This window comes from Actinomadura sp. WMMB 499 (assembly GCF_008824145.1).
In the GTDB taxonomy this organism is placed as follows: domain Bacteria; phylum Actinomycetota; class Actinomycetes; order Streptosporangiales; family Streptosporangiaceae; genus Spirillospora.
On sequence record NZ_CP044407.1, the window covers coordinates 4638579 to 4652692 of the forward strand.

Sequence of the window (14114 nt, forward strand, 5' to 3'; positions counted from 1 at the left end):
CATCGTCGGTGGCGCCGGACGTGGGATATTCGTGCATGGACGCCTCCTGAATGCACTCGGGGCGCACCCGCCGGCGCCGAGGTGTTCGGAGGTGCACACACTCGGCCCCGCGTTCGCGGCCGGTCCAACGTTGCACCGGGGTCGTCGTTTCCGGGGCTCCGGAGTGTCGGGTGCCGCTAGAGGGATTCTCCGGGTATCTCGCCGTATTCCGTGCGGAGGTCGTCGAGGATGGGATGCTCGGCCGGGAACTCGACGTCGTTGATCGCGGTGATCGCGCGGACGCCTATCGACGTGTTGGTGGCGAACGCGGCGCGCATGCGGGGCAGGTCGGACACGTTGACCGGTGCCAGGGACGTCCGGTGGTGAACCTGCCGGAGAAGGCGCATGGTGACGCCGGGGAGGACTCCGGCGTCCGGCCAGATCACCTGCTCACCGTCGTAGAACCCGATGTTCCAGGTGGCGCCCTCGGAGACGTGGTACTCGGGGTCCAGGAACAGGGCGTCGTCGAACCCGGCCAGCTGGGCGTTGCGGCGGTGGCGTAGGGCGCCGAACAGGCCGACGTGCTTGACCTCGGGGAGGTCGCGGACGTAGCCGGCGGTCTGGACGCGCATCGGCGCGGGCGGCATGGCCCCGGCCGGCCTGGCGGTGACGAGCACCTGCGGTTCGGCCCTGATCCCGGGACGGGCGAGGTCCAGGGCGGGGTCGAACACCGTCACACGGACGACGAACGATCCGCCTCGTCCCGCAATGGCCTGGGCGACGAGTTCCCGGACGCGGCCGCGGTCCGGCTCGACCGCGAAGAGAATCCGGCAGTCCCGAACGAGCCGGTCCAGATGATGCGATAGGCCGCGAATCCGTTGTTCATCGACTCGCATCGAGGTGAAGTGACCGTAGTTGACGAGCGCCAGCACCTGGAGTTGTTCCGGAGTGACCGGCACGCCGTTCAGTTCCGCCATGGCCTCAGCCTCTCAGCCTGCGCGGCTGTGCTGCCGGCCTTGGGTGCACGCCCCACGATCCGCCAGGGGCGAACGCACCCGGTGGTCACGTGGAGGCGCGCAGCGGCGCCGCGGCCGCGATCGGCTGGATTCGGCAAAGATCACGGGTTGCCTGGCCGCTCATGTGACGGCGTGGCGTTTCGGGGTGAAGCCGTCGCGCTTCGGTGGAAGACACCGATCTCAAGGCTGGGGACGGTGCTGGGCGAGCGCACGCTCGTCCAGGTGACGGGCAAGCCTTCCACTTCGGGCCTCCGAAAAGCGATGCCGGGGTGCGCCCGCTCCCGATTCCGGCAATCGTGCTTCCCGAGGCAGGACTTCCGGCGCCACCGGCTGCGGGCTCTGGATGCGTTCAGTTCCACGACCTTCGACACACCGGCAACACCCTCGCCGCCATCGCGGGGGCGACGCTTCCGGAACTCAAGGAACGCATGGGGCAGGCGAGCGACCGAGCGGCCGTGATCTGTCTGCACGCGACGGACGAGCGGCACCGCGAGATCGCCGACTCGCTGAGCGCGATGGCCAAGGCCGAGCTGAAGAAGACCAAGAAGCGATCGGGCACGCAACGGGCACGGAAGCGAAAGAAGAGGGACTGACACGCAAGAGCCCAGGTCGGGGACTTAGCTCCTGACCTGGGCTTTTCGTTGGGTGGAGCCTAGGGGATTCGAACCCCTGACACCCGGCTTGCAAAGCCGGTGCTCTACCAACTGAGCTAAGGCCCCTCGGTTCCGGGCGCCGCCCTGTGTGGGCGGTGGTCCGGTGCCGGACGGGAACGATCGTACACCGTGGTGCGGTAGCGGCCTCACGGGGCGATCGTGGGCATGCGCCATCGCCGGCGCCGCGGAGCGCCGGGTCAGGGCAGGCTGGAGGGCGGCGCGCTCGGCGCCGGCCGCGACGGTGGTCCCGGCGGGATCGAGGCGGACGCGTCCGCTTCGCTCGCGCCGGGGCCGGGGGTCGCCGGCGGTGTCAGCTGTCGGACGACGTGGCCTCGGTCCACAGGTCCAGCTCGGCGCGGTCCTGCTGCAGCTTGCGCCAGACGGCGAAGCCACCGAGAGCGACGACGGCGAGAATGAGCAGCTTCTTCACGGTGGGGACCCCTTCACTTCGACTATGAGCCCTGTCCCGGGGAGGAGTGGACGGTGCCGGTCATCCCCAGGCTCTCCGCAGCCTAGCAACCGATCCCAGGCGATCCGCACCCACTCGCCGTTATCGGACCGATCGTCCAATCGAGTTGGCCGCCGGTTCGGGACAAAAGTGGATCTTGCGGCGATAATCGCGGGCACGCGTGGGCGGCGTCAGGCCGGGTCGGCGGTCTGCGTCCGGGCGGTCGCGGGGGCGGACGGGACGGGCGTGTCCGGGGGCTCGGCCGGCGGGCGGATGGTCGCGAGGACGGATCCGCCGAGGATGAGGACGAACGACGCCAGGATCGTCCCGGTGAGCGGCTCGCCGAGGAACAGGACGCCCGCGACGACGGCGACCGCCGGGTTTACGTACGTGAACACCATGCCGCGGGAGGTTCCGACCTCGCGGATCAGCTCGAAGAACACCGTGAACGCGAGGGCCGTGCAGACCAGGCCGAGCGCGGCCAGGGCCGCGAGGACGCGTCCGCTGGGCAACCGGTCGGGCAGCGTGGCGGCCGCGGGCCCCGCGTAGATCAGCGCCGCGATGCCGAGGGAGGACGCCGAGAGCTGCAGGCTCGGGACGTCCCGCAGGTGGCGCAGGGCGATCATCGGGGCGATCGAGTAGCCGACGACGACCAGCATGACCTCGCCGATCGCCCACGCGCTGCCGCCCTCGAGGTGCGGGGCGGCGAGCACCGCGACGCCCGCGAGGCCGACCAGGAGTCCGGCCCACCGGGCGGGGCCGAGCCGTTCGGTGTCCCCGGCGCAGCGGGCGAGGACCACCCCGACGATCGGGACCGCGGCGATGAGCAGTCCGGTCATCGAGCTGGTCAGGTGCTGCTCGGCGTCCGACAGGAGTGCCCACGGCCCGAGGATCTCCAGGGCCGTGAACACCAGCAGGGGGCGCCAGTGCCGGCGCGCCGCGCCGAAGCCGCCCGACCGGTAGGCGAGCGGCAGGAGGACGGCGGCACCCAGCGCCGTTCGCGCGAACACCACCACGGCCACCGACACCTCGTCGACCGCCACCTTGATGAACAGGTACGGGATGCCCCACAACACGCACATCACGGAGAACAGCACCCAACCGCGACGACTCACCACTACCCTCCGCAACCGTCGGCCGCCCGGTGGCTCCGGACGTGGACTCAGGATGCGGTGCGGCGGACGGTCGCGTCTTGAACGCTGTTGCGGTACACGCCCGGCGTCACCCCGAGGACGCGGCGGAACCAGCGGGTGAGGTGCGCCTGGTCCGCGAACCCGACGAGCGCCGCGGCGTCCGCCGGCCGGTGTCCGGCGTCCAGCAGGGCGCGGGCTCGCGACACCCGGTGCTGCGCGAGCCACGCGTACGGGGGCATGCCCATCACGTCGCGGAACGCGCGCAGCGCCTGGTAGCGCGACAGGCCGAGCTCGGCGGCCGCCTCGGCCAGTGGGGGCGGGCGGGTCAGCTCGTCGGCGAGCCGCTCGGCGAGGCTCCGCGCGATGCGCGCGGAGCCCGGGTCCGGACGTCGTGGGCCGTCGCCGTTGCCGGGCGGGACGGCGTGGCGGCGGACGAGCGCGTCGAGCACCTCCAGGAGCCGAGTCTCGGCCTCCAGCGGGTCCTTGCCCGCGCGCAGGGACCGGTGGGCCAGCCGCAGCGCGTTCCCGAGCATGGGGTCGTCGATGATCGGGCCGCGGAAGTGCGGCTCCGCGCTTCCGGGCACGACCGCCCGCAGCATGTCGGTGGCCGGGTAAAGGGCCAGGTACGCGAACCCCTCCGGTCGCGCCGGACCGCCGGTGTGCGCTTCTCCCGGTTCGACCACGACGACGCTGCCCGCCGCCGAGTAGACGTTCTCACCCCGGTACCGCATCGTCTCGACGCCGTCGACCGTCACCCCGATGGCGTACTCGTCGTGGATGTGCGGCGCGTAGTGGCGACGCCCGATCCTGGCCGTCAGCAGGTCGAGCGGCATGCCCTGCACATCGTGGACGCGCGTCCAGCTGATCCGGTCCGCCGGCCGCTTCCCCGAGTCCGTGTTCTCCACCGGTCCGCGGGCCGCCGATCCTGGCACCCCCGTGCGCGGCCTTGCTCCGAGCGGTGGCCCGACGGACGCCGCGGCCGGGTTCGGCGGTGGGGCGTCAGGCGGAGAAGACGGTCCGGAGGCGCCAGCGGTCGCGGTCACGGCCCAGCTCCGCGACGGCCACTCCGTCGGCACCGCTGACGCGGACCCGGTAGACGCGGCCGTCGCCCGGCGCCCCGTACGTCTTCAGCACCTCTTGCACCGCGTAGCGTGCGCCCCGCCACTCGTACGCGGTGAGCCGTCCGGCCGGGTCGTGCTCGGCCCGGACCGGCTCGTTCAGCAACTGCCCCATGAGTCGGGGACCCTATCACGGCTTCGAACGTATGTTCGCAGGCCGGGGGCTCGGCTTTGCGTGTCCTCGCACGCCGTCCGGTGTCCGTGTCGGGTCGAGTCGACATCCGTCCCCCTCGCCTTGGTCTCGCCTGCGTCCCGGCGGCTTCGAGCCGTGTCCCCAGCGAACCATCGACGGCCCGGCCATGCTCCCCGTCCACAAACTGTGGATAACTTTCCGTGCGAGCCGACCCGCCCGCGACCAGCGGATGTGGACATCTTCTCCACAGGAAATCCCCAGGCTGGAGGCAGTTTTCCGCACCTGGCGAGACCTCGGGGGCTCATCTTCACAGACGTTCAGATGACCCAGTGCCCACATTCGCCGTCCACAGCCTGTGGATAACCCTTGTGCACACCCTGGGGATCCCCGGGCGTCCCGTCGTCCACCATTCTTCCCCAGCATCGTCCCCAACCCAAGGATCCGCTCTCCACCCCGTGGATAACGCTCTCACCTCGGCGAATGGCTTCTCGTGACGCCTTGTGACCGGCCAGTTGCACAGGCTGTGGACAAAGTCGATCCACAGGCCCTCCGTACCGGTGGACAACGCCGTCCACCGATAATCCCCAACTCCGTCCCCAGGTCGCGGCCGCCGCGCGGGGGCCCGGCCACCGAGACTTTGACCAGACAGACCTTTCTGTCTAATGTGATGGCCCGGCGAGCGAGGAGAGCGATGAAGGTCATCATCATCGGCGCGACGGGCGTGCTCGGATCGGCAATCGGCGCCGTGCTCGAAAAGGAGCACGAGATCGTGCGGGCGTCGCGGCGCGGTCCGGTGGTCGTCGACATGGACGACCCCGCGACGATCGACGCGCTGTTCGAGGCCGTCCCGGACGTGGACGCCGTGGTGTGCTGCGCCGCCAGTGCGCCGCTCACGCCACTGGACGCGGACGTCGACGCGTCCGCGGTCGTGCAGGCCAAGCTGCTGGGGCAGGTCCAACTGGTCCGGCGGGCGATCCGGTCTCTGCGGGACGGCGGATCGATCACGCTGACCAGCGGCACGTTCACCGAGCCCATGGCGGGGGCCTCACTGGGCGCGCTGGTGAACGCGGGGATCGACGCGTTCGTCCGGACCGCGGCCGTCGAGATGCCGCGGGGACTGCGGGTCAACGCCGTAAGTCCGGGCTGGGTCACCGAAACGCTCGACGCCCTCGGCATGGACGGCGCGGACGGCACCCCCGCCGCGGACGTCGCCCGCGCCTACGCCGAAGCGGTGGGCGGCTCCGCGCAGGGCCACATCTTCCGTCCAGGGCACTGAGCGCGATGGCCGCGACCGCGCGCGAGCCGGCCCGGGACCGGATCCTGCGCGCCGCCGCCGAACTCTTCTACGCGCACGGTGTCCGCGGGGTCGGCGTCGACCGCGTCATCGCCGAGTCCGGGGTCGCGAAGGCGACGCTCTACGCGCACTTCAAGTCCAAGGACGACCTGGTGCTGGCCTTTCTGGCCCAGGCGGACGCCAAGTGGCGGCGCATGCTGCGCGAGGCGGCGGACGCCGCGGGCGACGACCCGCGCGACCGGCTCGTCGGGCTGTTCGACGCGATCGGCGCGGGGGACGGGACGGGCGGATTCCGCGGCTGCGTGTTCCTCAACACGGCGAGCGAATCGGCTCCGGGCAGTCCGGTGCACCGGGCCACGATCGAGCACAAGCGAGCGGTGCTCGCCTGGGTGCGCGACCTGGCGGCCGGTGCGCGGGACCCCGGATCGCTCGCCCGGGAGCTGACGCTCCTCCTGGACGGGACGATGGCCGCCGCGGCCCTCGAGTCGGTCCGCGACACCGTCCCCGCCGCGCGCCGGGCCGCCCGCGCCATCGTCGACCGTCACTTCTGACCCGTCCCCCAGTCCTCCAGGGACGCCTCCAGGTCCGCCAACCGGACCAGTTCGTCGTTCAGGGCGGCTCGTTGCGCGTCTTCGAGGGAGACCGCGCGCGCTTGGGTGAGGAGTGTGCGGGCACGGTCTGGGGCGTCGAGGTGGAGGGCCATGTCGGCGCGCATGATGAGGGCCTTGAGGTGTTCGGGCGCAGGCAGGGGTTCGTCGCCGTCGAGGAGTTTGTCGAGGATTCTTGCGGCTCCCCGGTAGTCCTCCTTGGAGTCGCCCAGCAGAACGGCCATGTGGAGCGCCTTCGCGACGGGCTCGGCCGGGATGGGCGAGTGCTCCAGGTCGTCGGAGATCTGCTGACCGATGCGAAGTTGCACGCCGTCGGGGTCGGTGAGAAGGAACTGCCGCATCCCGTACGTCATGTCCTTCAGGACGCTGATACGGGGGAGGCCACGTGTCGGGATCCGTCCCAACGTCTCTTTGAGGCCGCTGCGGAACGATTCGTAGAGGGTGTCCACGTCGTCGGTGACGACGTAGCACATGTGCATGGACGCGGCCGGGTCGTGCTTCTTCCAGCCATAGAACTGGAGGTCGATGTCACCGTGGCGTACGGAGAGGAAAGGGTTCGGGCGGGTCTGCCAGGAGGTCTGCTCGAACCCCAGTGATCGGTAGAACTCCCACGTCGTTTGGATCGACCGGCAGGGAAAGATCGGGATCGTCTTCTGGCTCATGCGGGCGAGCGTAGGCCGATCTCCGAGGGTGGTCAAGTTTGATTAGTTAATTCGCTTGGCCGTTGGACCGCGTTGCGGACAGACTCGGGCCATGAGCACGCTGACGCTGTGGCGGCCGGTCGGCCCCGCGGAACTGGAGCTGGTGCGCGCCTCGGGATGGCGCGCGTGGCCGCCGCGCCTGCCGGAGCAGCCGATCTTCTATCCCGTCCTCGACGAGGAGTACGCCGTCAAGATCGCGCGGGACTGGAACGTCCCGGCGCACGGCTCCGGGTACGTCACGCGGTTCGAGGTGGACGCCGAGTTCGCCGGGCGGTACCCCGTCCAGCAGGCCGGTGGGCGGACCATCCTGGAGCTGTGGGTGCCCGCGGAAGAACTCGCGGAGTTCAACGCCCACATCGTGGGCCGGATCGAGCTCGTGCGGGAGTTCCACGCGGCCGGGGGCGACGGTGCGTGAGCTGGTCCGGGCGGTCGAGAGGCGCCGGCGGGGCGCCGACCGCGAGCTGGCCCGGTTCGTCCTGGACGCCGCGGCGGGGCCGCCGAAGGCGGCCGAGCGCGTCCTGGACGGCCTGGCGGAGGCCACGCCGCGGACGTGGCTGCGCCTGGACGTGGCGCTGCGGTCGTGGTGGCAGTACGGGGAATCCGGACGGGACGGCGCGGGCGCCCTCGGCGCGCTGGTCGCGGCGTGCTCCGGGGACGGACGGCGGCGGGAGGCGGCACTCGGGCGGGCGTGCATGGAGACCGACCGGCGGTTGCTGCCGATCCTCGTGATCCGGACGGCCGACTGGGTGCGGCCGGTCCGGGAGCGGGCCCAGACGGCTCTGGCGCGCGCGCTGGACGGTCCGGCGAAGCCGCCGACACTCGCGGGCGTGGGCGTCGCACTGGAGATGCGCGACTGGAGCCGTGGACAGCACGCGAACGAGGTAATGGGCGAGGCCCTGCGGTACGTCCCTGGTGCACGTTCGGCTACGCACCTGCCTACACGCCGCCTTGCGTACGAGCTGTGGTTCGAAGACGAACCCCAGCGGGAGGACCTCGTCCAGGCGGTCTTGACCGAGACAGACCCGGTGTCCCGCCTCCGCTGCGCCGAATTGCTCGCCCAGGATCAGGACGTCGATGCACTGCAGAGGCTCTTGGAGACGAAGGCCGTGCCCGTCCAGGTCGTCGCGCTCACCGGGTTGGTCACGCTCGGACGCCCGGAGCACGGGCTACCGTTCCTGACCGTGGGTTCGTCCCCGCTGCGCGCCACCGCCCAGTGGGCCGCCCGGCGCGCCGGTGTGGACCCGGCCGTCCGGTACCGGGAGGCGGAGGGCGGCGGGCCGCGCGGACGGGTCGCGGGGCTCGGCGAATGCGGTACCGCCGGGGACCTCGGGCTGGTCGAGCCCTACTTCGAGCATGAGCGCCCGCGCGTGCGCGCGGAGGCCGTCCGGGCGTTCCACCGGCTCGGCGGTCCGGCGGCGCGGCTGGCGCCGATGTTCGTCGACCCCGCGCCGGTCGTCGTCCGCGCCGTGTCACGGGCCCTGCGCGGGGAGAGCGTCCTGCCGACCCGGCGGTTGCGTCACCTGCTGGCCGACCCCGGACGGCCCCGCCACGTGCGGCGGGCGGCGTTCGCGCTGTCGGCGGCGCGGGGGTCGTGGCCGCGCGTGGAGGCCGCTCTCCTGCTGCTGCTCACCGACGATCCGGAACTCGCCGCACTGGGGCAGAGCGATCTCGGCGCGTGGCTGCGGTCCGAGGCCGCACGGAACTACGGCGTCCCGTCGCCCGAGGCCCGGCGACGCGTCCGGGAGTTGCTCGCGGCCGCATCGCCGGTTCTGGGGGACGATCGCGCCCGCACGGTGCGCTGGTACCTCGGGATCGACGGGTGACGCCGGATGTCCACAGGCTGTGGATAACCGTCGTCCCCAGGCGTGGACGGTCGGTGACACACCGTTGCCAACCGATCTCCACAGGCCCTCTCGGCTGGGGAAACACGTGTTCTCGCTGGTCGGCGGAGTGCACGCTCCACCTGTCCACAACTTGTGGATAACTTGCTCCACACCCCTGGGGACAACGCCGTCCCCAGGGCCGTCCCCAGGAAATCCCCAGGATCACGGTTTTCCCCACCCGCCGCCACCGGCCACACCGGCGGTCAGGCCCGCTCCGCGAAGCTCTCCACCTTCGCGATCGGGCCGGCCACCAGGATCACGTCGCTGTACTGCAGGACGGTGTCCGCGGTCGCGTACGTGAACTGCTCGCCCTGCGCCTTCACGCACACCACGGTGACGCCGTGCCGGGAGCGCAGCCGCGTCTCCCCCAGGGGAACGCCCTCGATGTCCTGCGGCGGGTGCGTCTTCACCAGGGCGAAGTCCTCGTCGACCTCCACGTAGTCGAGCATCCGGCCGCTGACGAGGTGCGCGACGCGCTCGCCCATGTCGTGCTCGGGCAGCACGATGTGGTGCGCGCCGATCCGCTCCAGGATCCGCTTGTGCTGGTGGGTGACGGCCTTGGCCCAGATGTTGTCCACTCCCAGCTCGACCAGGAGGGACGTCGTCAGGATGCTGGCCTCGAGGTCGCCGCCGATCGCGACGACGCCCCGGTAGAACTCGCCGACACCGAGTTCGCGCAGCGCGTCGATGTCGGTGGAGTCGGCGGTGGCGATGTGCGTCAGCCGTCCGGACAGGGCCTGGACGACCTTGGGCCGGTGGTCGATCGCGAGCACCTCGGTGCCGCGGTCGGCCAGTTCGAGCGACAGCGCGGTGCCGAACCGGCCGAGGCCGATCACCACGACGGGTTCTCTTCTGCTGTCAGCCAACGATGGGTCGCTCCTCCGGTAGTTCGACGCGCCGGACGCGCCTGCGCAGCGCCAGCGCGGTGGCCATGGTCAGGGGGCCGATGCGCCCGGCGAACATCAGCACGATCAGCAGGACGTGGCCGGCCGGGGGCAGGTCCGCGGTGATGCCCGTGGACATCCCCACGGTGCCGAACGCCGACACCACCTCGAACAGCACCCGGTCCAGCGAGTGGCCGGTCAGGATCAGCAGGGTGACGGTGGCGGACACGACGAGTCCCACGGCCAGCAGGACGATGCCCATCGCCTGCCGCTGCGTACCGACGGGGAGCCTGCGGACGCCCACGTTGACGTGCACGTCACCGCGCATCTCGGCCCACAGGACGAACGCCAGCAGCCCGAACGTCGTCACCTTGATCCCGCCCGCCGTCCCCGCACTGCCCCCGCCGATGAACATCAGCACGTCCGTCACCAGCCAGCTCTCCGGACGCATCGCGGACGTGTCCACGCTGTTGAACCCCGCGGTGCGCGGCATGACCGCCATGACGAACCCGGCGAGCCACCGCGACGGGCGCGACAGCGTGCCCAGGGTATCGGGGTTGTTCCACTCGAGCGCCGTGAGCACCAGGGTCCCGCCGGCGAGCAGGACGGCGGACGTCCCGACGGTGACGCGCGTCAGGATCGACCAGCTCCGCGGACGCCGCCATCGGCGCACCAGCTCGAACCACACGGGGAACCCCAGCCCGCCGATGATGATCGCGACGCAGACCGGCAGGCAGATCCAGGGGTCGGTCACGAATCGCATGAGACTGTCCGACCACAGCGCGAACCCGGCGTTGTTGAACGCCGACACCGAGTGGAACACCCCGAGGTACGCGGCGCGCCCGAGCGGCTCGCCGTAGCCGAACGCGAAACGGGCGGCCAGCAGTACCGCGATGACCGCCTCGCAGCTCAGGCTGAACACGACGATGTTCCGCACGACGCGGCGTACGTCCATCATCTGCAGCGTCTTCGTCTCGGTCTGGGCCGCCATGCGCGCGCGCAGCCCCACCCGTCCGGACAGCAGGATCGCGAAGAGGGTGGCCAGGGTCATCAGGCCGAAGCCGCCGACCTGGATCAGGCACAGGATGACGATCTCGCCGAACGTCGACCAGTACTCCGGCGTGTCCACGGTGATCAGGCCGGTCACGCACACCGCGGACGTCGCGGTGAACAGGGCGTCCAGCAGGTCGGCCCGGCCGGGACCCGCGCGGGCGACGGGGAGCGCCAGCAGCAGCGTGCCGGCGAGGATCGTGACCCCGAATCCGGTGACGACGACCTGGGCCGGATGCTGGAACCGCTCCAGCAGCGCCGTCCCCCGGGGGATCAGCCCCCGTCCCGGCCACCGAAACCGCCGAACCACGTCCTTCTCTCCTCGCGGACCATGCTGAGGGGCCGACAGAACACGAAACGGCCCGGCATGTGAAGGTACCGGGAAAAACGCCGTGTAATAGCCATATCCCCCGCAGGGTGCGGCAAAGCCGGGCGATCAGCCGACGATGGGACGCTCCTCGGGCAGTTCGTACCGCCGCGTCCGCCTCCGCAGCGCGAGCGCGGTGGCCATGGTCAGCGGGCCGATGCGCCCGACGAACATCAGCACGACCAGCATGACCTCGCCCGACTTCGGAAGATCCCCCGTGATCCCCGCCGACAGGCCCACCGTGGCGGTCGCCGACACCACCTCGAACAGCACCCGGTCCAGCGAGTGGCCGGTCAGCGACATCAGGACGATCGTCGCGACCGCAACGAGCCCGGTGCTCAGCATCACGATCGCCATCGCCTGCCGCGGCGTCCCCGCCGGCAGCCGCCGGGTGCCCACGTTGACGTGCGTGTCACCGCGCATCTCCGCCCACAGGACGAACGCCAGCAGCCCGAACGTCGTCACCTTGATCCCGCCCGCCGTCCCCGCACTGCCCCCGCCGATGAACATCAGCACGTCCGTCACCAGCCAGCTCTCCGGACGCATCGCGGACGTGTCCACGCTGTTGAACCCGCCGCTGCGGGGCATCACCGACAGCACCACCCCCGCCAACCACCGCGTCGGGCGCGGATGCGTCCCCAGCGTGTCCGGGTTGTTCCACTCCAGGGCGGTCAGGACGAACGCGCCGAGGACGAACAGGACGGCCGTCGTCCCGACGGTGACGCGCGTCAGGATCGACCAGCTCCGCGGCCGCCGCCACCGCCGCGCCAGCTCGAACACCACCGGGAACCCCAGCCCGCCGATCACGACGGCCGCGCAGATCGGCAGGACGATCCACGGATCGCCCACGAACCGCGTGATGCTGTCCGACCACAGCGCCAGCCCGGCGTTGTTGAACGCCGACACCGCGTGGAAGGCGCCCAGGTACACGGCGCGCCCGAGCGGCTCGTCGTAGCCCAGAGCGAGACGGCCCGCCAGCACGACCGCCACCAGCGCCTCGCACGTGAGGCTGAACAGCACGACGTTCCGCACGACACGGCGTACGTCCGTCATCTGCAGCGTCTTCGTCTCCACCTGGGCCGCCATGCGCGCGCGCAGCCCCACCCGTCCGGACAGCAGGATCCCGAACAGGGTGGCCACGGTCATCAGGCCGAGACCCCCGACCTGCATGAGCCCCATGAGCACGAGCTCGCCGAACAGCGACCAGTGCGACGCGGTGTCCTGGGTGATCAACCCGGTGAGGCACACCGCCGTCGTCGCGGTGAACAGCGCGTCCACCGGATCCGCCGCGGGCTCGTCCTGGGTGGCGTGCGGCAGCGACAGCAGCACCGTCCCGATCAGGATCGTGACCCCGAACCCGGTGACGACGACCTGCGCCGGATGCTGGAACCGCTCCAGCAGGAGGGCGGCACCGCGCGCCCTCAACCGTCCGTCCCCGCCGCGCCCGCGCCGGCGGCGCGGCCCTGGACGCCGCGGCCGCGGGGCCGACAAGTCACCACACAACGCACGCGCCGACCGTACCGGTATCCCGCCCGTGCCCGGCCCGTTTTCGCGCCGGACGTCCGCATCGGACGTCCGCGCGCTTCCCCGGGGCGGACGTCCGGGTCACAGGATCAGCACGATGAAGATCAGGCAGGCGGCGACGTTGACCACCCACGCGTGCGCGTCCAGCCAATCCCGGACGCGCGGCATGACGTGCACGGCCCGCCTGCGCAGGAGCAACCGGAACAGCAGCGGGAGCGCGGCGATGAGGACGGTCGCGCCGATGAACGGCAGCGCGGCCGCGAAGCCGGAGCCGTTCTGCTCGAGGTTCGCGCCGACCGTCAGCAGGACGACGATGTCCGAGGGCATCAGCAAGATGATCAGGAGCCCGGTGACGAAGGCCTTGCGGGCGTCCGCCTCCAGGAGCGCCGCCAGCCACTTGGGCGGCTCGACCGTCTCCCGCCGGACGTAGTTCTTCAACGCGGCGGCGACCAGCAGGGCGACCAGCGCGTACTGGATCGCCTTCCCGGCGTCGCCGTGCCCGTGCCCGCCCATCTCGATGCCGCCGCCGACGAGCGCCGCCACGCCCCGGGCCGCGGCCACGCCCGCCGTCGTCGCGATCGCCACGCCGAGGAGGAAGGCCGCGGAGACCGGTACGGCCCGCCTCCCGGTCACCAGGATGATCGCGGAGATGATCTGCGGCCCCGCCATCATGGTGACGGCGAGCGGAAGGATCTCGACACTCACACGGCCCTCCTCAACGCGGCCCGCGACTCCCCGACCGGCCGAGCGCAACGCCGCGGCCGGGAGCGGGCCGGTCGGGTCAGTTGATCGGTGCGACGGTCGGCGGGGTCCGGCCATCGCCGGGGACGGCCTCGCCGGGCCGGTGAGCGCGGGAGAACGGCCCGTCCGGCGACGGGGAAGGCCGGCCGGCGGCGGGTTCGGCCGACCGGGCTACGGCCCGTACGTTCCCCTTGGCCATCGACCGGACCGGCACCGGACCGGCGACCCGCTCCACCGTTCCCTTGGACATGCACCCTCCCCGGCAGGCTCGAGACCAACAGGTCCTTCACCAACAGCACCTTGGCCAAGGGTGAGCATGCCCTGGGGCCTTCCAATCCAGCGCATAGGGCGACCCAAATGCCCTTGCCCACCGGAAGGCCACCGCCGACCACTCGGCCTGACGCTAAAAGCCCCCTCCCGGTACCGGGAGGGGGCTTTTGAGGTGGTGGGCCTAGGAGGACTTGAACCTCCGGCCTCATCCTTATCAGGGATGCGCTCTAACCGACTGAGCTATAGGCCCGCACTGCGGCCGTCCTTGGCGGCGCAACGAGAGATTACCCCATCTGGAGCGGCAACCGGAAA

Annotated in this window: 16 protein-coding genes and 2 tRNA genes; 5 read left to right on the forward strand and 13 right to left on the reverse strand. The window is 71.3% G+C overall.

Annotation, left to right across the window (positions count from 1 at the left end):
* Positions 1–176: 176 nt before the first annotated feature.
* Positions 177–956, reverse strand: a complete 780-nt coding sequence (locus tag F7P10_RS20430) for an aminotransferase class IV family protein (RefSeq protein WP_151011151.1) — start codon at positions 954–956, stop codon at positions 177–179.
* Positions 957–1159: 203 nt separating this feature from the next.
* Between F7P10_RS20430 and F7P10_RS20435 the strand changes: the two genes are divergently transcribed.
* Positions 1160–1588 carry a hypothetical protein gene (locus tag F7P10_RS20435; RefSeq protein ID WP_151011154.1) on the forward strand — a complete coding sequence of 143 codons (429 nt, stop codon included), beginning with the start codon at positions 1160–1162 and terminating at the stop codon, positions 1586–1588.
* 53 nt (positions 1589–1641) lie between these two features.
* Here F7P10_RS20435 and F7P10_RS20440 read toward each other — a convergent pair.
* The 5 genes from F7P10_RS20440 to F7P10_RS20455 form a co-directional block, all read right to left on the reverse strand.
* Positions 1642–1714: transfer RNA gene (locus tag F7P10_RS20440), tRNA-Ala, on the reverse strand.
* A 244-nt stretch (positions 1715–1958) separates the two neighbouring features.
* A complete protein-coding gene (locus F7P10_RS43400) occupies positions 1959–2078 on the reverse strand; it encodes a DLW-39 family protein (protein ID WP_218040089.1) in 120 nt (39 codons plus the stop codon).
* A 209-nt stretch (positions 2079–2287) separates the two neighbouring features.
* Positions 2288–3211, reverse strand: a complete 924-nt coding sequence (locus F7P10_RS20445; protein WP_151011157.1) for a DMT family transporter — start codon at positions 3209–3211, stop codon at positions 2288–2290.
* 47 nt (positions 3212–3258) lie between these two features.
* Positions 3259–4134: an AraC family transcriptional regulator gene (locus F7P10_RS20450; RefSeq protein ID WP_254715923.1), complete on the reverse strand. Its 876-nt coding sequence runs from the start codon at positions 4132–4134 to the stop codon at positions 3259–3261.
* 94 nt (positions 4135–4228) lie between these two features.
* Positions 4229–4462, reverse strand: a complete 234-nt coding sequence (locus F7P10_RS20455) for a hypothetical protein (RefSeq protein ID WP_151011158.1) — start codon at positions 4460–4462, stop codon at positions 4229–4231.
* A 709-nt stretch (positions 4463–5171) separates the two neighbouring features.
* On the opposite strand from F7P10_RS20455, the gene F7P10_RS20460 reads away from it, so the two are divergent.
* On the forward strand, positions 5172–5756 hold the full coding sequence (locus F7P10_RS20460) for a short chain dehydrogenase (RefSeq protein WP_151011161.1): 585 nt from the start codon (positions 5172–5174) through the stop codon (positions 5754–5756).
* 5 nt (positions 5757–5761) lie between these two features.
* The gene (locus F7P10_RS20465) at positions 5762–6325 is read left to right on the forward strand and encodes a TetR/AcrR family transcriptional regulator (protein ID WP_151011166.1); all 564 of its coding nucleotides are present in this window, start codon (positions 5762–5764) and stop codon (positions 6323–6325) included.
* Here F7P10_RS20465 and F7P10_RS20470 read toward each other — a convergent pair.
* Positions 6316–7044, reverse strand: coding sequence for a VOC family protein (locus F7P10_RS20470; RefSeq protein ID WP_151011169.1), 729 nt, complete (start codon positions 7042–7044; stop codon positions 6316–6318). The two genes, F7P10_RS20465 and F7P10_RS20470, sit on opposite strands and share 10 nt — an antisense overlap.
* A 91-nt stretch (positions 7045–7135) precedes the next feature.
* Here F7P10_RS20470 and F7P10_RS20475 point away from each other — a divergent pair, with 91 nt between their 5' ends.
* Positions 7136–7498 (forward strand): hypothetical protein, encoded by a 363-nt coding sequence (locus tag F7P10_RS20475; RefSeq protein ID WP_151011173.1) that lies wholly within the window; start codon positions 7136–7138, stop codon positions 7496–7498.
* Entirely contained in the window at positions 7491–8906 is a 1416-nt protein-coding gene (locus F7P10_RS20480) for a hypothetical protein (protein ID WP_151011176.1), read from the forward strand. Before F7P10_RS20475 ends, F7P10_RS20480 begins: the two co-directional genes overlap by 8 nt.
* A gap of 263 nt (positions 8907–9169) precedes the next feature.
* On the opposite strand, the gene F7P10_RS20485 is transcribed toward F7P10_RS20480, so the two are convergent.
* From F7P10_RS20485 to F7P10_RS20510, 6 genes are all read right to left on the reverse strand, one after another.
* Complete coding sequence (locus tag F7P10_RS20485) at positions 9170–9832, reverse strand: TrkA family potassium uptake protein (protein WP_176611586.1); 663 nt, start codon at positions 9830–9832, stop codon at positions 9170–9172.
* Positions 9825–11210 (reverse strand): TrkH family potassium uptake protein, encoded by a 1386-nt coding sequence (locus F7P10_RS20490; RefSeq protein WP_254715924.1) that lies wholly within the window; start codon positions 11208–11210, stop codon positions 9825–9827. Before F7P10_RS20490 ends, F7P10_RS20485 begins: the two co-directional genes overlap by 8 nt.
* Before the next feature lie 126 nt (positions 11211–11336).
* Positions 11337–12692 (reverse strand): TrkH family potassium uptake protein, encoded by a 1356-nt coding sequence (locus tag F7P10_RS20495; protein WP_151011179.1) that lies wholly within the window; start codon positions 12690–12692, stop codon positions 11337–11339.
* A 180-nt stretch (positions 12693–12872) separates the two neighbouring features.
* A complete protein-coding gene (locus F7P10_RS20500) occupies positions 12873–13496 on the reverse strand; it encodes a GAP family protein (RefSeq protein ID WP_151011182.1) in 624 nt (207 codons plus the stop codon).
* Between the two features lie 76 nt (positions 13497–13572).
* The gene (locus tag F7P10_RS20505) at positions 13573–13782 is read right to left on the reverse strand and encodes a hypothetical protein (RefSeq protein WP_151011185.1); all 210 of its coding nucleotides are present in this window, start codon (positions 13780–13782) and stop codon (positions 13573–13575) included.
* Between the two features lie 193 nt (positions 13783–13975).
* Positions 13976–14052, reverse strand: a tRNA-Ile gene (locus tag F7P10_RS20510).
* Positions 14053–14114 lie beyond the last annotated feature (62 nt).